The organism is Microbacterium sp. MMO-35 (assembly GCF_037147555.1).
Taxonomy (GTDB): domain Bacteria; phylum Actinomycetota; class Actinomycetes; order Actinomycetales; family Microbacteriaceae; genus Microbacterium.
Window position 1 is genome coordinate 337444 of sequence record NZ_JBBCVH010000004.1, and the last position, 21365, is coordinate 358808.

Annotated in this window: 21 protein-coding genes; 11 read left to right on the forward strand and 10 right to left on the reverse strand. The window is 70.3% G+C overall.

The genetic code is table 11. The features are described from left to right. The first annotated feature begins 80 nt into the window (after positions 1-80). Together WFJ01_RS11220 and WFJ01_RS11225 are read left to right on the forward strand one after the other, a co-directional pair. Positions 81-449, forward strand: a complete 369-nt coding sequence (locus WFJ01_RS11220) for an FKBP-type peptidyl-prolyl cis-trans isomerase (protein WP_251444568.1) — start codon at positions 81-83, stop codon at positions 447-449. 160 nt (positions 450-609) lie between these two features. Next, positions 610-1158, forward strand: a complete 549-nt coding sequence (locus WFJ01_RS11225) for a YceI family protein (RefSeq protein ID WP_251444566.1) — start codon at positions 610-612, stop codon at positions 1156-1158. A 96-nt stretch (positions 1159-1254) separates the two neighbouring features. Here the strand turns inward: WFJ01_RS11225 and WFJ01_RS11230 are convergent, their stop codons facing one another. Next, a complete protein-coding gene (locus WFJ01_RS11230) occupies positions 1255-2148 on the reverse strand; it encodes a DNA-3-methyladenine glycosylase family protein (RefSeq protein ID WP_336629041.1) in 894 nt (297 codons plus the stop codon). Positions 2149-2259: 111 nt separating this feature from the next. Further along, entirely contained in the window at positions 2260-3492 is a 1233-nt protein-coding gene (locus WFJ01_RS11235; RefSeq protein ID WP_251445373.1) for an MFS transporter, read from the reverse strand. Between the two features lie 216 nt (positions 3493-3708). Between WFJ01_RS11235 and rpsO the strand changes: the two genes are divergently transcribed. The 4 genes from rpsO (at position 3709) to WFJ01_RS11255 (ending at position 5738) form a co-directional block, all read left to right on the forward strand. Next, a complete protein-coding gene (rpsO, locus tag WFJ01_RS11240; RefSeq protein WP_045251768.1) occupies positions 3709-3978 on the forward strand; it encodes a 30S ribosomal protein S15 in 270 nt (89 codons plus the stop codon). A gap of 315 nt (positions 3979-4293) precedes the next feature. Next, positions 4294-5169, forward strand: a complete 876-nt coding sequence (locus tag WFJ01_RS11245) for a hypothetical protein (RefSeq protein ID WP_336629042.1) — start codon at positions 4294-4296, stop codon at positions 5167-5169. After that, positions 5162-5431: a hypothetical protein gene (locus WFJ01_RS11250; RefSeq protein WP_336629043.1), complete on the forward strand. Its 270-nt coding sequence runs from the start codon at positions 5162-5164 to the stop codon at positions 5429-5431. The genes WFJ01_RS11245 and WFJ01_RS11250 overlap by 8 nt, the downstream gene beginning before the upstream one ends. 13 nt (positions 5432-5444) lie before the next feature. After that, on the forward strand, positions 5445-5738 hold the full coding sequence (locus WFJ01_RS11255; RefSeq protein ID WP_336629044.1) for a transcriptional regulator: 294 nt from the start codon (positions 5445-5447) through the stop codon (positions 5736-5738). A 114-nt stretch (positions 5739-5852) separates the two neighbouring features. Here WFJ01_RS11255 and WFJ01_RS11260 read toward each other — a convergent pair whose 3' ends face one another. From WFJ01_RS11260 to WFJ01_RS11290, 7 genes are all read right to left on the reverse strand, one after another. Further along, on the reverse strand, positions 5853-7088 hold the full coding sequence (locus WFJ01_RS11260) for an MFS transporter (protein ID WP_336629045.1): 1236 nt from the start codon (positions 7086-7088) through the stop codon (positions 5853-5855). Then, complete coding sequence (locus WFJ01_RS11265; RefSeq protein WP_336629046.1) at positions 7072-8283, reverse strand: amidohydrolase family protein; 1212 nt, start codon at positions 8281-8283, stop codon at positions 7072-7074. The genes WFJ01_RS11260 and WFJ01_RS11265 overlap by 17 nt, the downstream gene beginning before the upstream one ends. Further along, on the reverse strand, positions 8270-9295 hold the full coding sequence (locus WFJ01_RS11270; protein ID WP_292880873.1) for an ABC transporter ATP-binding protein: 1026 nt from the start codon (positions 9293-9295) through the stop codon (positions 8270-8272). The genes WFJ01_RS11265 and WFJ01_RS11270 overlap by 14 nt, the downstream gene beginning before the upstream one ends. Next, on the reverse strand, positions 9292-10320 hold the full coding sequence (locus WFJ01_RS11275; protein WP_251444553.1) for an ABC transporter ATP-binding protein: 1029 nt from the start codon (positions 10318-10320) through the stop codon (positions 9292-9294). The genes WFJ01_RS11270 and WFJ01_RS11275 overlap by 4 nt, the downstream gene beginning before the upstream one ends. Continuing rightward, positions 10320-11321, reverse strand: coding sequence for an ABC transporter permease (locus WFJ01_RS11280; protein ID WP_251444551.1), 1002 nt, complete (start codon positions 11319-11321; stop codon positions 10320-10322). Before WFJ01_RS11280 ends, WFJ01_RS11275 begins: the two co-directional genes overlap by 1 nt. Positions 11322-11383: 62 nt before the next feature. Further along, positions 11384-13108 (reverse strand): ABC transporter substrate-binding protein, encoded by a 1725-nt coding sequence (locus tag WFJ01_RS11285; RefSeq protein WP_251444549.1) that lies wholly within the window; start codon positions 13106-13108, stop codon positions 11384-11386. A gap of 42 nt (positions 13109-13150) precedes the next feature. After that, a complete protein-coding gene (locus WFJ01_RS11290) occupies positions 13151-14158 on the reverse strand; it encodes an ABC transporter permease (RefSeq protein WP_251444548.1) in 1008 nt (335 codons plus the stop codon). Between the two features lie 159 nt (positions 14159-14317). Here WFJ01_RS11290 and WFJ01_RS11295 point away from each other — a divergent pair, with 159 nt between their 5' ends. Together WFJ01_RS11295 and WFJ01_RS11300 are read left to right on the forward strand one after the other, a co-directional pair. Then, a complete protein-coding gene (locus tag WFJ01_RS11295) occupies positions 14318-15811 on the forward strand; it encodes a chlorohydrolase family protein (protein ID WP_442928032.1) in 1494 nt (497 codons plus the stop codon). Further along, on the forward strand, positions 15795-16460 hold the full coding sequence (locus WFJ01_RS11300; RefSeq protein WP_295032812.1) for a GntR family transcriptional regulator: 666 nt from the start codon (positions 15795-15797) through the stop codon (positions 16458-16460). The genes WFJ01_RS11295 and WFJ01_RS11300 overlap by 17 nt, the downstream gene beginning before the upstream one ends. A gap of 18 nt (positions 16461-16478) precedes the next feature. Here the strand turns inward: WFJ01_RS11300 and WFJ01_RS11305 are convergent, their stop codons facing one another. Continuing rightward, on the reverse strand, positions 16479-17483 hold the full coding sequence (locus tag WFJ01_RS11305) for an isopenicillin N synthase family dioxygenase (RefSeq protein ID WP_336629048.1): 1005 nt from the start codon (positions 17481-17483) through the stop codon (positions 16479-16481). A 194-nt stretch (positions 17484-17677) separates the two neighbouring features. On the opposite strand from WFJ01_RS11305, the gene efeU reads away from it, so the two are divergent. The 3 genes from efeU to efeB are packed head-to-tail and all read left to right on the forward strand — an operon-like array spanning position 17678 to position 21217. Further along, positions 17678-18673 (forward strand): iron uptake transporter permease EfeU, encoded by a 996-nt coding sequence (efeU, locus tag WFJ01_RS11310; protein WP_336629049.1) that lies wholly within the window; start codon positions 17678-17680, stop codon positions 18671-18673. Further along, positions 18670-19902: an iron uptake system protein EfeO gene (gene efeO, locus WFJ01_RS11315; RefSeq protein ID WP_292880850.1), complete on the forward strand. Its 1233-nt coding sequence runs from the start codon at positions 18670-18672 to the stop codon at positions 19900-19902. Before efeU ends, efeO begins: the two co-directional genes overlap by 4 nt. A gap of 1 nt (position 19903) precedes the next feature. After that, entirely contained in the window at positions 19904-21217 is a 1314-nt protein-coding gene (gene efeB / locus WFJ01_RS11320; protein WP_336629050.1) for an iron uptake transporter deferrochelatase/peroxidase subunit, read from the forward strand. Positions 21218-21365: the final 148 nt, after the last annotated feature.

A 21365-nucleotide genomic window follows, 5' to 3' on the forward strand; every position in this document is an offset into this window, starting at 1 on the left:
CCGGCCCATCGCGGGGTTGTTCGCCGTCGGCGCAGTGCCTCGCGTTGACCCCGCCCGGCACGCTCCGGTTGGATGGAAGCATGACTGAGCGCACCAAGCCCGAGTTCGACGCCCCCACCGGTCCCGCCCCCACGGAGCTCGTGATCCGCGACCTCATCGAGGGAACCGGTGACGAGGCCAAGCCCGGCGACACCGTGACCGTGCACTACGCCGGAGTCGAGCACGACACCGGCGAGGAGTTCGACTCGTCGTGGGGCCGCGGCGAGACCATCCAGTTCCCCCTCCGCGGTCTGATCCAGGGCTGGCAGGAGGGCATCCCCGGGATGAAGGTCGGCGGACGTCGTGAGCTGATCATCCCGCCGCACCTCGCCTACGGACCCGCCGGATCCGGGCACTTCCTCGGCGGGAAGACCCTCATCTTCATCATTGATCTCGTCGCCGTCGGCTGACAGATCCCGATCGAAGGCCCCGTCATCGACGGGGCCTTCGTCGTGTCGGGAGGGAATCTCAGAAAAATCCGACGAGTCGGGAATGCATTCACGTGAATGGAGGTTGTGCCCTCATGTCGCCAAAACGCGGCCCGACGAACACTTCCGACGAGGAGCACTCATGACCATCGACATCCCCGGCTACCGCAGCGGCACCTGGAACCTCGACCCCGCCCACAGCGAGGTCACCTTCAGCGTCCGCCACATGATGATCTCGAAGGTGCGCGGCACGTTCGGCGTCAAGAGCGCGACCCTGGTCGCCCCCGAGAACCCGCTCGAGGCGCGGGTCGAGGCGAGCGTCGACGTGACCTCGCTGAGCACCGGCGACGCCGGGCGCGACGGCCACCTGATGTCCGGCGACTTCTTCGACGCCGAGAAGTACCCGACGATGGACTTCGTCTCGACGGGTGCGCGCGCCGAGAACGGCGAGCTGTTCGTCGACGGCGACCTGACGATCCACGGCGTCACCAAGCCGGTCACCTTCGAGCTGGACTTCGGCGGCTTCGGCTCCGACCCGTACGGCAACTACAAGGCCGGCGCATCGGCGAAGACCGTCATCAACCGCGAGGACTTCGGCCTCACGTGGAACGCCGCGCTGGAGACCGGGGGCGTTCTCGTCGGCAAGGACGTCACCATCACGCTCGACCTGCAGGGCGCCCTGGCGGCGTAACCGCAGCAGGGCAGAGGGCGGCGCCGCAGCACGCGGTGGCCGCCCTTCGTGCTGTGTGCGGTGTGAAGCCGGCGCCGGCCCCGGGGCGCGACGCCGTCAGGCCGCGGACTCGTCGATCAGTCGCGACCCCACCGCGCGCAGAGCCACGGCGGCCCAGGTGCGGAAGGGGCGCCACGCCTCGGCGATCCGCCGCAGCTCGTCGTCGCCGGGGGTGTGATCGAGCCCGTACAGCGCCTGCACCGCGGCCCGTGTGTGATCCTCCTGGGTCGACAGCACGTCGGTGAGCCCGCAGGCGCGGATGACGATGAGGGCGCTGTAGAACGGTCCGATGCCGGGAAGGCGCTGGATGTCGAGCATCGCCTCCTCCGGCGGCATCGCGGCGAGGCGCCGCGCGTCGAGCTGTCCGTCCAGGGCGGCGCGGGCGATGGCGTGGAGCCGGGGGATCCGGTCGGCGGGGAGCCCTGGAAAGGCGGTGAGCGCGAGCAGCTGCTCGGGCAGCGGGAGTGCGGCCTCGTCCCGCCCCGCGAGCTCGAAGACGGCGCCGTGCTGCTCGGACAGGCGCCGGCGCAGCGCGATCCCCTGTCGTCGTGCCCGGCGCGCCGACAGCACGGCCCACACCGCCGCCTCGTACGGACTGTAGAAGTTGGACGGGCGGAATCCCGGCGAGGCGGCGTGCACCCGCGCGAGCACCGGATCCGCCGCGCACACGGCGGCCCACGCATCGCCGTCGTGGTCCGCCGAGACCACGCGCGCCACCTGGGCTGCGATCGCGTCGAGGTCGCCCTCTCCGTGCACGGTCAGGTGGAGGGCGTCGCCCTGCTGCCGCACCGCGACGCCGACCTGGGTATCGAGCCCGTCGGTGCAGAACGCGAGCCGCATGACGCCGTCGAAGGCGGATTCGTCGCGATGCCCGAATCCCATGAGAGCGACCTCGCGGAGGTCGTAGGGCCCGCGGAGGGGCAGCGTCGTCGTGCGAGTCGTCATGCTCATGCCGCCAGTCTGCGCCGGGGGTCGGACAATCCGGCGAGGGCGGCGTCAGAGGTGGCCGGCGTCACCGGGGGGCGGAGCGTGCCGGCGCCGGAGCTGCGGGTCCATCGGCGATCAAGGCTGCGGATCCTCGGCGTCGTACGCACGGAAGCGCGGGCTGAGCCGCACGAACAGCGCGACGAGACCGATCACGAGCAGCCCGCCGAGCAGCGGCGGGAACCACAGTGCGGTGAGCGAGGCCAGCGCTCCGGCGTAGAGGGCGCCGAGGCGCGGGCCCCCGGCGACGACGATGATGAAGACGCCCTGCAGGCGGCCGCGCATCGTGTCGGGGACAGCCGCCTGCATCATCGTGTTGCGGTAGATCGAGCTGACGTTGTCCGCGGCTCCCGAGAACGCCAGGGCGAGGCAGCCGAGCGCTATCAGCAGCACGTTGGGCGCGGCGGCAGTGGCGTGTCCCGCCGGGAGGAGCGCGCCGATCAGCAGGACGGCGCCGAACAGCGCGATCGCCGCGCCGTAGGCCTGCACCGCCCGGGCGATGCCGCGGCCGTGCCAGCGGTAGTGCACGATCCGCCCCGAGAACAGGCTCGAGAGGAACGTCCCGACCGCGACGGCTGCGGTGAGCAGGCCCGTGGTGACCGCTCCTCCGCCCAGGATCACGGTGCCGAGCGCGGGGAAGAGGGCCAGCGGCTGGCCGAAGGTCATGGCGCAGATGTCGAGGATGTACTGCATCCGGATGTTGCCGGCGCGCCGGAGGAAGCGCCAGCCGTCGACGAGCGAGGCGAGGCCGGGGCGCACGATCTCGCCCTCCGGCTTGAGAGCGGGGAGGGTCCACAGCCCGAGGAACATGGACAGCATCAGGATCACGTCGATCGTGTAGGTCCAGCCATAGCCGGTGAGCGCCACGAGCACGCCGGCGAGCGCGGGGCCCGCCATGACGGTCATGCCGAAGGCCACGCCGTTGAGCGCCGAGGCCGGCGCGAGCAGCTCACGGGGGAGCAGGCGGGGCACGATCGCGGTGCGCGTGGCCATTCCGACCGAGTTGGCCGCGGCGATGATCATGCTCAGCGCGTAGAGCCACCAGATGGTCTCGCGGTGCGTCCAGGTGAGGGTCGCCAGCAGCGCGGTCGCGGCGAAGGTGATCACGGCGGCGATGAGCGCGACCCGTCGGCGGTCGAATGCGTCGGCGAGCATGCCGCCGTAGAGGCCGGCGAGGATCATCGGGACGAGTCCTGCGACGGCGATCATGGAGACGGCGAAGGTGCTCTGCGTGAGCTCGAACACGTGCAGCATGACGGTCACGACCGTGAGCTGCCCGCCGATGCCGCTGAGGGTGGATCCGATCCACATCCGGGCGAACGCCGGGCTCTGCCGGAACGGGCTCAGGTCGATCAGATGGCTCACCCGTCGAGCGTAGCGGCGCTGCGGGGGCCGGGGATCCGGCTCGGCGCACGGGACCTCTCCATGCTGATAGACTTGCGCGGTTGCCGTTCGATCGGCCGCGGATAAAGAGAGCCCACGCATTCGGCGTCGGGCACCGCGCAGCAAAGAGGAAGGGGATCACCTATGGCACTGGATGCAGACGTCAAGAAGGCGATCATCGAAGAGTACGCGACGCACCCCGGTGACACCGGATCCCCCGAGGTGCAGGTTGCGATGCTGACGCAGCGCATCAAGGACCTCACCGAGCACCTCAAGGAGCACAAGCACGACCACCACTCGCGTCGTGGTCTGTTCCTGCTCGTCGGTCAGCGTCGTCGTCTGCTCGGCTACCTCCAGGATGTCGACATCGAGCGCTACCGCTCGCTGATCGAGCGTCTGGGGCTCCGCCGCTAAGGCAGCCAGCGTACAATCGCGCAAAACATTCTTGCGAGGCCCGTCCCACGGTGTGGGGCGGGCTTCGACCTTTGTCCCGCCCTTGTCCCCGCGGTCGGACGGGCTCGCGCACCGGCGTCGAGTGGACGGGATCCCGTCGAGCGCACGGCCTGATCGCGTCGACAGCCCGTCCGCTCGGCAGGATCCCGTGCCGTCGTCGGACCCGGCCCGTCGCGGCCATTGATCCCGACGCAACTTTCCTGTAGGAAAGCAGAAGAAGCTTTCCCTCAGGAAAGCGAGATCGGCGATTCGGGGGGATCGATGGAGGAGCGGGCCATGCGGGGTGCGGAGCCCCTGGAACAGCCGGATGCGGTCACCGCGCAGGCCTATCTGGACGTGTTGCCCGACGTCCGGCAGCGTGCCGACGGCGTGCTCGATCTGCGGCGGCTCGGGCGTCTGTACATCGTGGAAGGCATCGCATCCGCCCTGTACGTCGGCGTCTATTTCATCGCCTGGGGGCTGCATCGGCAGAATCCCGACCTGCCCATCGCACCGATGAGCCTCCTCGCCGTCCTCCTCATCTGGTCGTTTCTCGCGCGCGAAGTCCGGGAAGGATACGGCGCCCGCCGCGTGCTTCGGGGTGCGCGTGCGGTCGCCTACTACGGCCTCGCCATCACCGGTGCCCTGCTCGGGCTCGCGCTCGTTCTCATCGATGGGTTCCTCGGCGCCTTCTCGTGGTTCTGGCTTCCCCTGCCCTCACTGCTCTTCCTCGCCGGAGGACTCTCGGCCGGTCTGTCTCTGCGCCATGACGGGCGGTACGACCCTTCCCGCACTGCGCCCGCGCGGGCGCCGTTCACCCGCACGGCACGGGTCGGCACGCTGGCGGTGGGTGCCTGCCTCGCGATCAGCGTCGCCCTCAGCGGGGTGGCGGCGGTCCCGGGATGGGGCCCCGGCGTCAGCTCCTTGGGGGTGTGCGCCGTCGTGATCCTCTCCCTGATCGCGGTGCTGACACGGTGGTGCGCGGATCTGGGCGACACCTGGCGGGCGCCGCAGTGGACCATGTTCGGGTTCGGCGCATCCGCCGCGGCGGCGATGGTGCTCCTCACCAGCACGCGTCCAGCGCTCGCGCCGGCGCTCGGCTTCGCCCTCGGGGCCGTGGTCCTGGTCCTGGCGGCGATCGTCAGTCGGCTCCCGGGACGCGGCGATGACTGAGGAGCGCCGCATCGACGACACGGACGGCATGCACGAGCGGCTCGCCGCGCAGCCCGCGCTCGACGCAGTGCCCGCGATCGGTGCGGCATGGCGTCCCCCTCAATGGACGGCGTTCGCGATCTCCGCCGTGATCACCTGCGTCGCGCCGATTCCGGCATTCGCGACCCCGTTGCACGGCGGCACGATCGGTGGCATCGCCGCGGGCGCGATCCTGGCGCTCTTCGTCGTCGCGGCGCTCTGGCCGGCCGGTCGCGATGACTGAGCCGCATCCGCGAATGCGCCTCGATGACACCTTCGCCGGCGCGATCCGCTTCTCGATGATGGCTGCCCTGCGCGATGGCGTGGAGATGGACTTCGCGACGCTCGCGCACGTGCTGCAGGCGAACGACTCCGCGGTGAGCAAGGCGATCGCCGCGCTGTCGGACGCCGGCTACGTCGTCAGCAGGAAGGGGCAGGTCGGCACCCGGCCGCGCACCTGGGTGCGCGCCACAGCGTCCGGTGCGCGGGCGTTCGAGGCGCACGTGCAGGCGCTGAGGGACATCGTCGCCGGTGGCGGACCCGACATCTGATCCCGCTCGCGATCGGGATCCGCGCGAGAAACCACGTCCTGCGCGAGACATCACATCAGACGTCGTCTCTCGTGCAGGAGGTGGTTCTCGCGGCGCAGCGGAGCGACGGCGTGGTCAGCGCCGGATCAGCGACACCGGACGGCGGCGGATCACGAGCGCCACGGATCCCGCGAGCAGCAGCGCGCAGACCGCCATGATCAGCAGACTCGGCGTCCAGGTGCCGGTCGCGTCGTGGACGACGCCGAGCAGCAGGCTTCCGATGCCGGCGACGGCGTAGCCCGCGCCCTGGGCGATCGCCGAGAGGATCCCCGCGGACGACTCGTCGGTGGCGAGGCTGACGAGCAGCCCCATGGCGAGCCCGAAGCCGGCGTTCTGCGCGATCCCGAGCACCGTCACGACCACCGGATCATGACCGCCGTCCAGGGCGAACCACACGAAGCCCGCTGCCATGACGAGACCGAGGCCGGGACCGAACCACGTGAGGATCCGGCGCCGGCGCGCGATCACCGGCGCCACCAGGGTCGGCACGAGCCCGATCAGGCTGAACCAGCCCAGGAGCCCGCCGGCGGCCGCCCGCGATTCGCCGTGCGAGGACAGCATCAACGGAAGCCAGGTGGTGACGGCGAAGTACAGCAGCGCCTGCAGCGAGAAGACAGCCGTCATCACGGCGACGGACACCCGTGCGTCGGCGGGGATCGAGACCGGCTCGCGGATCGGCGCGGTGGCCGCCGATCCGCGGCCCACCGCGAGCATCGCCAGCGCGGCGAGCACCGCGAGCACGCTCCAGGCGGCGAGGGCCGGGCGCAGGCCGAACGCCTCATCCAGGGGCACGGCGAGTCCGGCGCCGAGCGCCGCGCCGATGCCGAAGGACATGCTGCTGAGGCCCACCCAGAGTCCGCTCGCACCGAGCGCCTTGAGGTACGGCGGCAGCAGCGTCGCGGCGACCATGATCGCCGCCCCCGCGAGGAACGTGCCCGGCAGCAGCATCCACCCGCTGAGGACGCGCAGCACGAGGCCCGCGGCGAGCGCCGACATCGCGGCGAGGATCGCGCGGGTCGTCCCGAACCGCCGCGCCAGCAGCGGCCCGAGCAACGCGGTGAGACCGAAGGCGATCACGGGAAGCGTCGCGAGGAGGCTGCGCTCCACTCCGCCCAGGCCGAACTCGCTCGTCGCCTGATCCAGCAGCGCGGAGACCGAGGTGATCGCCGGTCTCAGATTGACGCCGACGAGGAGCGCGGCGCCGAGCGCGAGGGCTCGGGCGGCGGTCCCCGTCGGCGCCGGCCGGGCGCGGCCCCCCGCGCGTCCGGCCGGGACGACATGGCCGTCGACCCGATCAGCTCGCGAGGACACGGAGCCCATCGGCGACGACGCGTCCGTCGTGCAGGACGGTCCGGTCGGTGCCGCGGTCCATCACGGCGCTGGTGGGGGTCTGCCCGTCCACGAGCAGCAGGTCGGCCCGGTCGCCGATCGCCGTGCCGGGGCGGTCCTTCACTCCCGCCAGGCGCGGCACGTCGTGCGACATGATGGCGGCTCCGCCCATCGTCGCGATGGCCAGGCACATCTCGATGTGCTCGTCGCGGCGGAAGTTGTTGGTGAATGCGAGCTGCCAGGTGCGGTCCAGCATGTCGCCGTTGCCGTAGGGGCTCCAGTAGTCGCGCTGGCCGTCCTCGCCGAGCCCGAAGCGCACGCCCGCCTCGGTGAGGGCGACGAGCGAGAGCTGGTTGCGCGCGGCCGGGGCGACGCTCGCCATGGCGATGTCGAGTTCGGCGAACTCCTCGATCAGGCGGCGACTCGTGGCCTCGTCCACGCCGCCGAGCTCGTACGCGTGCGACAGGGTGACCTTGCCCTGCATGCCCAGAGCCCGCACCCGCTCGAGCACGAGGTCGGTGCTGAACACGCCGAGGTGTCCGGGTTCGTGCAGGTGGATGTCCACCTCGACCTGGTACTTCTCGGCGAGACCGAACACGACGTCGAGGTGACGCACCGGGTCGCGGTCGAGCTGAGAGGGGTCGATCCCGCCCATGACGTCGGCGCCCTGCTTGAGGGACTCCTCGAGATAGTCGACGGTGCCCTCCTCGAGCAGGATCCCGGCCTGCGGGAACGTCATGACCTGCACTTCGGCGGCTCCGGCGAACTTCTCCTTGGCGGCCATCACCGAGTCGAACTTCTCCAGCTTGCAGTCCACGTCGACCTGCGCGTACGACCGGACCCGGGTGGTGCCGCGCGCGATCATCCTCTCCAGGGTCCCGGCGACGATCTCGGCATGGGGCACGTCGGTGTTGCGCCAGTTGCGGCGGTCGTTCATCATCATCGCCCACACCCCGGGGGCGCCCGTGTGCTCCCGGAACGGCAGCCCGATGCGCGAGGAGTCCAGGTGCACGTGCACGTCGCTGAACGAGGGCAGCAGTAGCCGGCCGCGACCGTCGACGTCTCCTGCCCCGAGCGGGACGCTCTCATCGTGGGGGCGCACGGCGGCGATGCGGCCGTCCTCGATCACGACGTCGGATGCGGGGCCGCCCCAGGGGCGGGCGTCACGAATCAGCAAGGATCTTCCTCTCTTCGGGGGAGCTCGCCGCGAACGCGGCGGCCTCGGCGGGGTGGTGGCAGGCGACGGCGCCGGTGGGCACCTGCTCCACGCACATCCTCTTCCTCTCCTCGTCGAGGAGGGCGAACACGGGGCAGCGCGTGCGGAACACGCAGCCGCTCGGCGGGTTCGACGGGTGCGGCAGGTCTCCGGACAGGCGGATGCGTCCGCTGCGGTCGGCGTTCGGGTCCGGCGAGGGCACCGACGACAGCAGCGACTGCGTGTAGGGATGCCGGGGCGCGTCGAACACCTCGTCCCTGGTGCCGATCTCCATGATCTTCCCGAGGTACATCACGGCCACATCGTTCGCGAAGTGCTTGACGACGGAGAGGTCGTGGGCGATGAACACGTAGGAGATCCCGGTGTCGTCCTGGATGTCCTGGAGCAGGTTGATCACCTGCGCCTGCACCGACACGTCCAGCGCCGAGACGGGCTCGTCGCAGATCACCACGTCGGGTTCGAGCGCGAGCGCGCGGGCGATCCCGACGCGCTGCTTCTGCCCGCCGGAGAACTCATGAGGGAAGCGGTTGTAGTGCTCCGGCCGCAGCCCGACGCGATCCATGAGCGACTGCACGCGCGCCTTCAGGCCCTCCTTCGGGGCGATGCCCTGCGCGCGCAGCGGCGCGGCGATCGCGGCGCCCACGCTCTGTCGGGGGTTCAGCGACGATGCCGGATTCTGGAACACCATCTGCACCCGCCGGCGGAAGTCCTGCAGCTCGGACCCGGTGAGCCCCGCGACGTCGGCGCCGTCGAGTCGGATGCTGCCGGCGGTCGGCGTCAGCAGGCGCATGAGCAGGCGGCCCGTCGTCGACTTGCCGCACCCGGACTCGCCGACGAGGCCCAGCGTCTGGCCGCGCTCGAGGCTGAACGAGACCCCGTCGACGGCGCGCACGGTGCTCTTCGGGCGGAGGAAGCCCTTCGACACAGAGAAGTGCTTGGTGAGGGACTCGACCTGCAGCAGCGGTGCGCTCATCGTGCGGCCTCCGTCATCGTGGGGGCGCCGGGGGCATCCGCGACGCCGAGGTTCTCGGACAGGTGGCACCGGGAGCGGTGCGATCCGGCCCCGTGCAGCTCCGGCCGCTCGGTGATGCAGCGATCCCCGGGCACCAGGTGCCGCACCGGGCAGCGCTCGGCGAACAGGCAGCCCTGCGGAAGGTTCAGCAGAGAGGGCGGGAACCCCGGGATCGGCGTGAGCCTGCCGGCGTCGTCCGCCATCGAGGGCATCGAGGCGAGCAGCCCCTTCGTGTACGGGTGGGCGGTGTGCGCGAACGCGTCCTGCACCGTGGCGTGCTCGACGCACTGACCGCCGTACATGACGACGACGCGCTGGCAGACCTCGGCGACGACGCCGAGGTCGTGCGTGACGTAGACGACCGCGGATCCGGTCTCCTGCTGGAGCGAGGCGATGAGGTCCAGGATCTGCGCCTGGACGGTCACGTCCAGTGCCGTGGTGGGCTCGTCGGCGATGAGGAGCTCCGGCTCGCAGATCAGGGCCATCGCGATCATCGCACGCTGCCGCATGCCGCCCGAGAACTCGTGCGGGTAGGAGTCGTAGCGGGAGACCGGATCCGGGATCCCGACCCGCGCGAGCATGTCGATCGCCTGGGCCCTGGCCGCCTTCGCGCTCACGGCGTTGTGCACGCGGTACGCCTCGGCGATCTGCGTGCCGACCGTGTAGAAGGGGTGCATGGCCGACAGCGGATCCTGGAAGATCATGCCGATCTTGCGGCCCCGGTAGGGGCGCATCTCGTTCTCGCTGAGCGGCACGAGGTCGGTCCCCTCGAAGAGGATCTGCCCGCTGACCCGCGCGCTGGTCCCCTTGAGCAGTCCCATCAGGGTCTGGCTGGTGACCGTCTTGCCGGATCCGGATTCGCCCACGATGCCGATCGTGTCGCCGCGCTCGAGGGTGAGATCCATGCCGTTGACGGCGTGCACGAGCCCGTCGTCCGTGGGGAAGTCCACCCGCAGGTCGCGGATGTCCAGGAAGGGGGAGGCCATCAGCTGATCCTCACTCTGGGGTCGATGCCGGCGTAGACCAGGTCGACGATGACGTTGGCGGTGATGATGAAGAACGCGGCGAGCATGGTGATCGCCATCGTCACGGGCAGGTCGCCGGCCACGGCCGCGTGCACCGCGGTGAATCCGAGGCCGGGGACGGAGAAGATCTGCTCGGTGAGCACGGCGCCGCCGAGGAGTGCGCCGATGTCGAGGCCGAGCATCGTGACGATCGGGGTGATGCCGGCGCGGACGCCGTGCCGGAACACGATGGCGCGCCGTCCGAGGCCCTTGGCGCGGGCGGTGCGCATGAAGTCCTCGCCGAATGTCTCGATCATGTTGTTGCGGGTGATGCGGATGTACTGCGCGCTGAACAGCACCGCGAGCGCGATCCAGGGCAGCAGGTAGTTCGTGAACCAGGCGGCCGGGCCCTCGGGGCCGGCGGGGCTGAAGATCTGGTTGCTGGTGAACGGCAGCCAGTGCAGCGTGCTGACGAAGACGAGCAGCAGCAGGAGACCGGTGACGGGGATCGGCAGCGAGACCCCCACCGAGGCGGCGCCGACGATGATCTTGTCCGTCGGCCTGCCCTTGCGCAGCGCAGCCAGCAGGCCGAGCCCGACGCCGGCGATCGTCCACAGCACGACGGCGCCGACCGCGATCGACAGCGTGTACGGAAGGGCGCGGGCGAGCACGTCGGTGACGTTCTCGTTGGTCTGGAAGGACTTGCCCAGGCACGGCCAGGCGCAGAGCTGCTCCGCACCCGGGGCGCCGATCATCCGCGGGCCGATGAAGCCGGAGAGGTAGGCGAAGTACTGCACGAAGAAGGGCTTGTCCATGCCGAGCGCGATGCGCGCCTGCTCGATGCGCTCGGGCGTGCACTCCTGCCCGCAGGCGGCCGCTGCGGGGTCGGAGGGGCCGATCTGGAAGAGCGCGAACGTGACGAAGCTCACGACGAGGAGAAGGATGACGAGGCCCGCCACGCGGCGGACGAGGAATCCGAACATTGCTGTCCCGTGCGGGGCCGGCCGATGCTGCCGGCCGGCCCCGTCCTTTCAGGGGTGAGGCGTCAGTTCTTGACGCCGACGGTGGACAGGTCGATGCTTCCGAAGAAGTACCCGACCTGGGCGTTCTGGATCTTGGATCCGACGACGCTCGAGGTGTACGTGCGGAACAGCGGCACGATCGGGTAGGTCTCCATGGCCTTGTTGTAGAGCTTCGTCCACTCGGTGTTGAGCTCCTCGGACGAGCCGTTGGTGTCGCGCAGCTTGTACATCTCGCCCGAGATGGTGGGGTCGAAGTAGCGCGAGATGTTGCTGAACCCGTAGGTCGTGCCGTCCAGGCTCGGGCCGAGGTTCGGGTCGACCGTCGTGCGGGTCGATGCGGAGGCCGCGCCGCCGCACCAGCCGGCGCGCGCGATGTCCGGCATCTGGTCGCCTGCGAGGGTGGTGTAGTAGTTCGGCGCGGGGATCGCGACCATCTGCAGGTCGATGCCGAGCTCCTTGAAGTTCTGCTGCAGCACGGTGCCGAGGTTCTTGAACCGCTCGGTGGCGTTCGAGTAGCCGTAGGTGAGCGTCTTCGGCACGGTCTTGCCCTGCAGGAGCTTCTTCGCCTCGTCGAGCTTCGGCTTGCCGTTCGGGTCGAGGTCGATCGTCGGCGGGATCCAGCCCACCTGCGCGTCGTTCAGGTACGAGTTCGTCAGCTGGCCGAAGCGCTTGCCTCCGTACTGCACCTGGATCGCGGCGCGGTCCATCGCGAGCGCGAGAGCGTGGCGCACGTCCGGATCGGTGATCGTGGTGGTGTTCAGGTTCAGCACGTCGGTGCAGCCGAGCAGTCCGGCGGCGGTACGCGGCTTGATGGTCGCATCGGTGAGACGCGCCGCATCCGAGGCCTGCAGGGCGCCGTTCGAGTCCAGCGTGATCGCGGTCGGGTCGGAGTCGCTCAGGAGCTGCTGGCTGATCGTCGCCTGCGCCGTGGACAGCGAGAAGGAGAACGTGTCGGGCAGGGCCGTGCGGTTCTCATCGGTCTTCGCGTCCCAGTTCGGGTTGCGCACGAGCTTGAGCTCGCGGCCGCGGTCGTAGCTCGAGATCATGTACGGCCCCGACGAGATCGGGTGGTTCGTGTAGTCGAGCTTGGTGTCCTTCGCCTGCGGCACCGGGGCGCTGTTGGAGCGCGATGCGAGCGAGGGGAAGTCGGGGTACGGCTGCTTCAGGTGGAAGATCACGGTCTTCGCGTCCGGGGTCTCCACGGCGGCGAGGTCTCCGCCGGTGTACGGGCCCTTGTAGGTGTCCGCGTCGAGGACCGCGTTCAGCTCCTGCGGGGCCTGGGTGTAGACGTCGCGGGCGAAGGTGCGCTCGATGCCGTACTTGATGTCGGCGGAGGTGATCGGGGATCCGTCCTCGTACTTGAGGCCGTCCTTGAGCGTGTACGTCCAGGTGAGGCCGTCCGAGGAGACCTTGCCGAGGTCGGTCGCGAGATCGGGGACGATCTTCGGCGGCTGGCCGGCCGTCTCCTTGGCCATGGTCAGCGTGCGGTAGTAGAGCTGACCGACGTTGGCGGTCTGGACGTAGTTGCTGTTGCCCGGGTCGAGCGTCTGGAAGTCGCTCGACATCAGCACGTTGACGTTTCCGCCCTTGGTGCTGAAGCCCTCGTTCACGACGTGCGGGGCGTAGGGGTTGTTCGCGTTCGAGGAGCCGGACGCGGAGCCGCTCGGCGCGGATCCGGCCGCGCAGCCGGTCACGGCGAGCGCGACGGCCACGACGGAGGCGGCGAACAGGGGACGACTGTGTCTCATGGTGCTTCTTTTCTCGGGGTGGGTGGTGGGGCGAACTAGGGGTCAGCTGCGCGAGGCCTTGGGATCCAGCGCATCGCGCACGGCGTCGCCGAGCAGGTTGAACGCGAGGACCGTGATGACCAGCGCGATGCCGGGGACGAACAGGAACCAGGGATCGACGAGGTACCAGTTGCCGGACTGGGCGGCGTTGAGCATCTGTCCCCAGGACGGCGTCGGATCCTTGACGCCGACTCCGAGGAAGGAGAGCGCGGCCTCGGCCGAGATGTTCGTGGGGATCATCATGGTCGCGTAGACGAGCACGACGCCGGACACGTTCGGGATGACCTGGGTGAACAGGATCGTGCGCTTGGATGCGCCGTAGGAGCGCGCGGCCTCGATGTACTCCTGCTCCCGGATGCTGAGCACCTGGCCGCGGACGACGCGGGCGAGATACGCCCAGCCGAAGAATCCCAGGATGATCACGAGGGAGGCGATCGGTACGAAGCTGCCCTGCCCGAGTGCGGTGCCCCGCAGGCGGGACTGCAGGATGGGCGTGAGCGAGAGCACCAGGAGCAGGTGCGGGAAGGCGAGGAACAGGTCGATCAGGCGGCTGATGACCATGTCGACCTTCCCGCCGAAGAAGCCGGCGGCCGCGCCCAGGATCGTTCCCAGCACGACCGAGACCAGCGTCGCCAGCAGCGCGATCGTCAGCGACACCTGGGCGCCGTAGGCGAGCCGTGCGAAGAGGTCGCGGCCGAGACCCGGTTCGACGCCGAGCCAGTGCTGGGCGGACGGATAGATGAACTGCGGCAGCGGCAGGCCCGGGGTGTTGAAGTCGTCCAGCATGTCGGGGCCGGTGTGCGTCGTGAACGGGTCCTGGCCCTCGATCGCGGTGAGGACCGGCGCGAGGAGCGCGAACAGGATGATCGCGACGACGACGCCGAGCGACACGAGCGCGATCTTGCTGCGCTTGATGCGCAGCCAGGCCGTCCCGAGGAGGGAGCGGCCGGTGGCGATCTTCGGCATGATGACGGCCTCGGTCTTCGGGGCCGTCGGCAGGGTGTCCGTCACGATCTTCCTTGATGCTCGGGGACGGGGGTTGCTGGAATTGTATACCAAACCAGTAGGATATGTATACCAAACGAAAGCCACTTCTGACCAATCCCCGTCGTTTCGGGGGCATCTCGCGGAGAAAGCTCGGCTTTTGGATACCAATCGACTCTCGGGAGAATGAGACCTGTGCGCACCCTGATCACCGCCGATCATGTCCTTGCCTTCGACGGCACAGCCCCCGTCGAGCTGCGCGACGGCGCGGTCGTCATCGAGGGGGAGCGGATCGCGTTCGTCGGCCCCCGGGCGGAGGCGCCGCGCGACGTCGAGCGCACGATGGAGCTCGGCGAGAGCCTGCTCATGCCCGGTCTGATCGACCTGGACGCCCTCACCGACATCGACCACCTGATCCTCGACTCGTGGTCCACCGCGGAGCACGCCCGGCGCCTGCAGTGGTCCGCGGACTACCTCCTGCGCCGGCGCCACGTCTTCGACACGGCCCAGCGCCGGCGCATCCGCGAGATCGCGCTCGTACAGCTCGCCCTGCACGGCATCACCAGCTACATGCCGATCGCCTCCGAGGTGCACTCGGTCTGGGCGGAGACCGCCGACGACTTCCTCACGATGGCGGAGTACTCGCGCACGCTCGGGCTGCGCGGATTCCTCGGGCCGTCCTATCGCTCGGGCGTCAACGTCGTGCGGGACGGACGGCGCGACATCGCGTTCGACGAGGCGGAGGGGGTCGCGGGCCTCGCCGAGGCGATCCGCTTCCACGACACGGTCCGGTCCTGGAGGGATCCGCTGCTCACGCCCGTGTTCCTGCCCTGCCGCATCGAGACGCTGACCCCCGAGCTGCTCGCCGCGACCGCGGACGCGGCGCGGCAGCGCGGAGCACTGGTCCGCCTGCACGCCCTCCAGGGCGATTTCGAACGGGACTGGATCCTCGAGCGCTACGGCTGCACCCCGCTCGAGCTGATCCGCGCGCAGGGGCTGCTGGACGACCGGCTGATCATCCCGCACGGCGTCTTCCTCGACGTCAATCCCCGGGTGTGGGGCGAGGACCGCGGCGATCTCGCGACGCTCGTCGACGCCGGCGTCTCGATCGTGCACTGTCCGCTCACGAACGCGCGCTACGGCTCCGAGCTGGAGACGTTCGGGCGCTACCGTGACGCGGGGCTGAACATCTCGCTGGGCACCGACTCGTTCCCGCCCGACCTCATCCGCGGCATCGACACCGGCGTGTCCGTCGCGAAGGTGCAGAACCGCTCGCTGGCCGCCGGGGACCTCGCCGGCTACATCGAGGCCGCGACGCTCGGCGGCGCGAGGGCGCTGCACCGCCCGGATCTCGGGCGCATCGCCGAGGGCGCGTCCGCCGACCTCACGGCCTTCCGGTTGTCGGATGTGCGCTTCGGGCCGATCGAGGACCCGCTGCGCAACCTCGTGCTGGCCGGAAGCGCGCGGGACGCGTGCCTTACGATGGTCGCGGGCCGGGTCGTGATGCGCGACGGAGCGATCGACGGCGTCGACCTGCACGCCGTCCGCGACGACGCACAGGCGCTGTTCGATGTGATGCGCGCCGGGTACGACGAGCGCGATCACCTCGGCGGTGGGGGACTGTTCCCGCCCGTGTTCCGGCGGATGGGGGAGAGGATGGGCGATGGAGAGCGGTCCTGAGGCGGAGCACGCGGCGCTCGCGCTCGCCGATCGCGTCTACCGCGACGTCCTGCGCTCCATCATCGAGGGCGAGACGGCGCCCGGCGCCTGGTTGAAGGAGCGCGAGCTCTCCGAGCGCTTCGAGGTGTCCCGCATCCCCGTCCGCCAGGCGCTGCAGCGCCTCGAGGCCGAGGGGTTCGTCATCGCGTCCCGACACAGGGGTGCGAACGTCACGCCGCTCACCCGCGCCGACGTGCACGACCTCTTCGACACCCGCCTCTGCTTCGAGCCGTTCGCCGCGCAGCGCGCAGCGGAGCGCGTGCGCGACGGGTCGGAGAGCATCGACCGGCTGGACGAGCTGCACGAGGCGGCGTCCGTCGCGGATCCCCAGGTCGCACGGGCGGCGAGCATCGATTTCCATTCCGAGGTCGTCCGCCTCAGCGGCAGCCGCCTGCTGCTGCGCAGCCTCGGTCCCCTCGCGGGGCGCATGGAGTGGGTGTTCCGGCTGACCAGGGAGGCCAGGGACCGGGAGCAGACCGATGAGCACGTCGACCTCGTCGAGGCGATCGCGCACGGACGCGGCTCGCTCGCGGCGGCGCTGATGTACGCGCACATCGAGATGAGCAGGGAGCCCGTGCTCGCTCAGCTGGACGGAGTCCTGGACGGCTGACACCCTCCGCGCCGTGGATCAGGCCGGTGCGCCGACCAGGTCCGCGTGGTGGATCGCGGCGACGTCGGGGTGCGCGCGCAGGCGCGACTTCAGCGCGTTCTCGCCGTACAGCGCGTGGATCGGATTCGCGGGATCCTTGGTGACTCCGCGCGCCTGGGCGGCGAGCTCGGCGGGAAGCTCGATGAGCGGCAGGCGGGCGTCGAGGGCGGGATTGAAGAAGAAGGGGATCGAGATCCGCTCCTCGGGAGCCTTCGGCGAGACCACGCGATGGTTCGTCGCCTTGAGGTAGCCGTCGGTGGCATACTCCAGGAGCTCGCCGATGTTGACGACGAACGCGCCGTCGACCGGAGGAGCGTCGACCCAGGTGCCGTCGCGCTCGACCTGGAGGCCGCCCTTGCCCGGCTCCACCCACAGCAGGGTGAGCACGCCGGAGTCCTTGTGCGCACCGACGCCCTGCTGCGGCTCCGGCTCGTGGGAGCCCGGGTAACGGACGATCTTGATGAGCGTCGACGGATCGCCGAAGTTCGACTCGAAGTAGTCCTCCGCCGCGCCGAGCGCGAGCGCCCAGGCCCGCAGCAGCTTGCGCGCGACGCCGGAGAGGTGCTCGTGCCACTCCGCGACGACCTCCCGCAGCTCGGGCTGTGCCTCGGGCCACAGGTTCGGGCCGATCAGCCGGTTGTAGCCGGGGCCTCCGTGGACCGCGGTCCGCTCGGGACCGATGTCGATCTGCTCGCGCCAGTCCACCGCACCCTGGGTGCGCTCGCCGCCGATGCGCGTGTAGCCGCGGAAATGCGGGCTCTTCACGTTCTCGATCGCCAGCTTGTCGTCCTCCGGCAGCGCGAAGAAGTCTTTCGCCGCCCGGTGCAGGCGCCGCTCGAGCTCGTCGGTGACCCCGGTCCCGGTCAGGTAGAAGAACCCGACGTCGTGGGTCGCCGCGCGCAGGTCGCCGCGGAATCGGGCCGCCGCCTCCTCTCCGGCGTCGAGCTGGGACAGATCGAGGATCGGGAGGTTCAGTTCGGCCATGAGGCGAGGCTAGGTCCGGGTGGCCGGCCCCGGCGCGAATGTTGCCGAGGATTACTCCGGGCCCGGGCGGCACGGCCGTCGGGGGGCCGTCCGTCACAGAGCGACGCCCACGATGCGGAAACGCGGAGGACGGGTGCTACGCTTTCTGAGGTAAGGGATGCCTTACCTCAGAAACGTCAGGAACAGCCCCTCCCGTGTTCGCCACCTTCCTCATCGGCCTTCGTGAAGGCCTCGAAGCCGCGCTCGTCGTCGGCATCCTCGTCGCCTACCTGAAGCGCCTCGACCGCAGGGACGTGCTTCCCCGGCTCGGGACGGGCGTCGGCGCCGCCGTGCTCCTCGCCCTGGCCATCGGCGCGGTGCTCACGTTCGGCGCCTACGCGCTCACCTTCCAGGGGCAGGAGATCATCGGCGGCACGCTGTCGCTGGTCACGGTCGCCATGGTCACCTGGATGATCTTCTGGATGCGCAAGGCCGGCCGCACGATGAAGGCGACACTGCACGGGGGCGTGGATCGCGCCCTCGAGGCGGGCACCGTCTGGGCGCTCGTCCTGGTCGGCTTCGTCTCGGTCGCACGCGAGGGCGTGGAGACCACCCTCCTGCTCTGGTCGATGGTGCAGTCCTTCGGCGACGCCCCTTCCGCCATCCTCGGGGCGGCACTCGGCCTCGTCGTCGCCGTGCTCGCCGGCTGGCTGCTGGCCCGCGGCGCGGTGCGCCTGGACCTGTCCCGCTTCTTCACCTGGACCGGCGGCTTCCTCGTCATCATCGCGGCGGGCGTCCTCGCCTACGCGATCAGCGACCTGCAGGAGGCGGGCGTCGTGCCGGGGCCGTTCACGTCGGCGGCACCGCTCGACGCCTCGGGCGCCGTGCTCGTGGGCTGGGCGGGGCTGCCGTTCGGCTGGGCGTTCGACGTCACCTCCGCCATCCGCCCGGACAGCGCGCTCGCCGTCCTGCTGCAGGCCACGGTCGGCTTCATGCCGAGGATGAGCTGGATCCAGGTCATCGCCTGGGCCCTCTACCTCCTGGTCGTCGGCACACTGTTCGTGCGCGGCCTGCGCCGCCCTGCGTCGCGTGCCGCGGCGCTCTCCGATTCCCCGTCCACCGCCGCAGGAGCGGCTTCCGGCGCGCCCGTCGCCGGGGAGCACGCCGCCCGGGTCGCCTCGCCGACCGCCACTCCCGAAGGAGCCTCATGACCCTCGCCCGCCGATCGATCGCCGTCCTCGGCGCCGCCGCCGCCCTCGGCCTCGCCCTCACCGGGTGCGTCGCCAAGGCGGACGTGTCCGCCGCCGGACGCCTCACCGTCTCGTCGACGGCCGACGGGTGCGCCGTCTCGGCCGGCACCGCGACCAGCGGCACGCTCGCCTTCGACGTGAGCAACAAGGGCGACGAGGTCACCGAGTTCTACCTGCTCGCCGAGGACGGGGTCCGGATCGTCGGCGAGGTGGAGAACGTCGCTCCGGGAGCATCCCGGACCCTCACCGTCGTCGCGCAGCCCGGCAAGTACTTCACGGTCTGCAAGCCCGGGATGATCGGCTCCGGGGTCGGCAAGACGGCGTTCGCCGTGACCGGCGAGAAGGTCTCCGAAGCCGGGGGCGACGCCGCGCAGAAGAAGAAGGCTGTCGACCTGTACGCGGCCTTCGTCAAGGACCAGGTCGGCCAGCTTCTCCCCGCGGCGAAGACCTTCGCAGAGGCCTATCGCACGGGGGACGACGCGGCCGCGAAGGCCCAGTTCTCCGTCGTGCGCTCCTACTACGAGCGGATCGAGCCGGTCGCCGACAAGCTCGGGACGCTGGATCCGCGGCTCGACTTCCGCGAGCTCGACGCCAAGGCCGACGGGATCGACTGGACCGGCTTCCACCGCATCGAGAAGGACCTGTGGGTTCCCGCCGCCGGTGCGATGAACTCCGACGGCACCACCCCTGCGAACCTGGACTGGGCGCCCTCCACGCCCGAGCAGCGCGGTGCCTTCGCCGACAAGCTCGTCGCCGACCTGCAGGAGCTGTACGACCACGTCCACTCCGACGCCTTCCTCAAGGATCTGGACGCGCAGGGCATCGCCGGCATCTCGAACGGCGCGATCTCGCTGCTGGACGAGGTCGCCAACGGCAAGATCACCGGCGAGGAGGACTGGTGGTCGGGAACCGACCTGTCCGACTTCGCCGCGAACGTCGAGGGCTCGAAGATGGCGTTCTCGCTGGTCCGGGACTTCGCGGACGGCAAGGGCGACGAGGGGCGCAAGCTGGTCGCGCAGATCGACCGCGGCTTCTCCGCGCTCGAGGCCGAGCTGGCCGTGCACGGCTCGCTGAAGGACGGCTTCGCCCCGTACTCGACCGTGACCGAGACGCAGAAGCGCGACCTCACCGACCTTCTGAACGCGCTCGCCGAGCCGCTCTCCAAGCTCACCAGCACGATCCTGGGCTGAGATGACCGCGCCTGAGTCCGAGGAGGGGCGCTCCCCTTCGCCCGAGCCCGCGGAGGGGAGCGCCGCCGAGGGGTCCGATCGTCGCGGCATCAGCCGTCGCGGCCTGATCGGATGGGCGCTCGGCAGCGGTGTCGCCGGCATCGCCGTCGGTGCGGGCGGTGCGGCCGCCGTCGCCGCCACCGGCGTGCTGGGCGGATCGGCCCCCGCGGACGAGTACGCGTTCGAGGGCGCCCGCCAGGCGGGGATCACGACGCGCGTGCAGGAGCATCTGCACTTCGCGAGCTTCGACATGATGCCGCGGGCGAGCCGGGACGACCTGATCTCACTGCTGCAGGACTGGAGCTATGCGGCCTCGCGGCTCACGAAGGGCCTGGACGTCAGCGCGTCCGGGGCGGTCGGGGGATCTCCACAGGCGCCGCCGGACGACACCGGGGAGGCCCAGGGGCTCACTGCCGCGGGGCTCACGATCACGTTCGGGCTCGGCCCCTCGCTGTTCCTCGCGGAGGGGGACCGCTTCGGGATCGCCGCGCGGCGGCCACCGGTGCTCACCGACCTGCCGGGCTTCGTCGGCGATGCGCTGGACGCCGCCTACACGGGCGGGGATCTGTGCATCCAGGCCTGCGCCGACGACCCGCAGGTCGCCGTGCACGCGGTGCGCAATCTGAGCCGGATCGCGTTCGGGCGCGCGAGGCTGCGCTGGTCGCAACTCGGCTTCGGGCGCACGTCGCGCACGTCCGCCGACCAGCAGACGCCGCGCAACCTGTTCGGCTACAAGGACGGCACCGCCAACATCCTCTCCGACGATGCGGCGGCCCTCGACGAGCACGTGTGGGTGGCGGAGAAGGACGAGCCCGCGTGGATGGCCGGTGGCTCCTACCTGGTGGCCCGCAAGATCGCGATGCTCGTCGAGACCTGGGATCGGCTCCGCCTCGCCGAGCAGGACCGCACGATCGGCCGCGCCAAGGGCAGCGGCGCTCCGCTCTCCGGCGGCGGGGAGATGACGGAGCCGAAGTTCGCCGGACATGCGATCGACGAGAACTCGCACGTCCGGCTCGCACATCCCACGGTCAACGACGGCATCAGGATCCTTCGGCGGGGCTACAACTACGTCGACGGCAACAGCGACCTCGGGCGCCTCGACGCCGGACTGTTCTTCCTCTCCTATCAGCGCTCGCCGGAGCAGTTCGTCACCCTGCAGAAGCGCCTGTCGACCGACCTCATGAGCGAGTACATCCGCCACATCGGCTCGGGCGTCTGGGCGATCCCGCCCGGTGCGGAGAAGGGCTCGTACGTCGGCGCCGGCCTCTTCGCCTGAGGCCTGTCCGGCAGCTCGCTTCTCCCTCCGCCCGCTTCCCTCCGTCCCCTGAGCGATGCGCGTCCGGGGAGCGGATGACGGACAGGGGAGGGAAAGCCGGGATGGATGATGTCCGGGATCCGGGGAATACTTCTCGAAGGACGGCGTT

What these genes read in the sequence shown, in the direction of transcription:
- WFJ01_RS11220 (WP_251444568.1), top strand. Translation starts at nt 81, where the DNA reads ATGACTGAGCGCACCAAGCCCGAGTTCGACGCCCCCACCGGTCCCGCC.
- WFJ01_RS11225 (WP_251444566.1), top strand. Translation starts at nt 610, where the DNA reads ATGACCATCGACATCCCCGGCTACCGCAGCGGCACCTGGAACCTCGAC.
- WFJ01_RS11230 (WP_336629041.1), bottom strand. Translation starts at nt 2,148, where the DNA reads ATGAGCATGACGACTCGCACGACGACGCTGCCCCTCCGCGGGCCCTAC.
- WFJ01_RS11235 (WP_251445373.1), bottom strand. Translation starts at nt 3,492, where the DNA reads ATGTGGATCGGATCCACCCTCAGCGGCATCGGCGGGCAGCTCACGGTC.
- rpsO (WP_045251768.1), top strand. Translation starts at nt 3,709, where the DNA reads ATGGCACTGGATGCAGACGTCAAGAAGGCGATCATCGAAGAGTACGCG.
- WFJ01_RS11245 (WP_336629042.1), top strand. Translation starts at nt 4,294, where the DNA reads ATGCGGGGTGCGGAGCCCCTGGAACAGCCGGATGCGGTCACCGCGCAG.
- WFJ01_RS11250 (WP_336629043.1), top strand. Translation starts at nt 5,162, where the DNA reads ATGACTGAGGAGCGCCGCATCGACGACACGGACGGCATGCACGAGCGG.
- WFJ01_RS11255 (WP_336629044.1), top strand. Translation starts at nt 5,445, where the DNA reads ATGCGCCTCGATGACACCTTCGCCGGCGCGATCCGCTTCTCGATGATG.
- WFJ01_RS11270 (WP_292880873.1), bottom strand. Translation starts at nt 9,295, where the DNA reads ATGAGCGCACCGCTGCTGCAGGTCGAGTCCCTCACCAAGCACTTCTCT.
- WFJ01_RS11275 (WP_251444553.1), bottom strand. Translation starts at nt 10,320, where the DNA reads ATGGCCTCCCCCTTCCTGGACATCCGCGACCTGCGGGTGGACTTCCCC.
- WFJ01_RS11280 (WP_251444551.1), bottom strand. Translation starts at nt 11,321, where the DNA reads ATGTTCGGATTCCTCGTCCGCCGCGTGGCGGGCCTCGTCATCCTTCTC.
- WFJ01_RS11285 (WP_251444549.1), bottom strand. Translation starts at nt 13,108, where the DNA reads ATGAGACACAGTCGTCCCCTGTTCGCCGCCTCCGTCGTGGCCGTCGCG.
- WFJ01_RS11295 (WP_442928032.1), top strand. Translation starts at nt 14,318, where the DNA reads ATGAGACCTGTGCGCACCCTGATCACCGCCGATCATGTCCTTGCCTTC.
- WFJ01_RS11300 (WP_295032812.1), top strand. Translation starts at nt 15,795, where the DNA reads ATGGAGAGCGGTCCTGAGGCGGAGCACGCGGCGCTCGCGCTCGCCGAT.
- WFJ01_RS11305 (WP_336629048.1), bottom strand. Translation starts at nt 17,483, where the DNA reads ATGGCCGAACTGAACCTCCCGATCCTCGATCTGTCCCAGCTCGACGCC.
- efeO (WP_292880850.1), top strand. Translation starts at nt 18,670, where the DNA reads ATGACCCTCGCCCGCCGATCGATCGCCGTCCTCGGCGCCGCCGCCGCC.
- efeB (WP_336629050.1), top strand. Translation starts at nt 19,904, where the DNA reads ATGACCGCGCCTGAGTCCGAGGAGGGGCGCTCCCCTTCGCCCGAGCCC.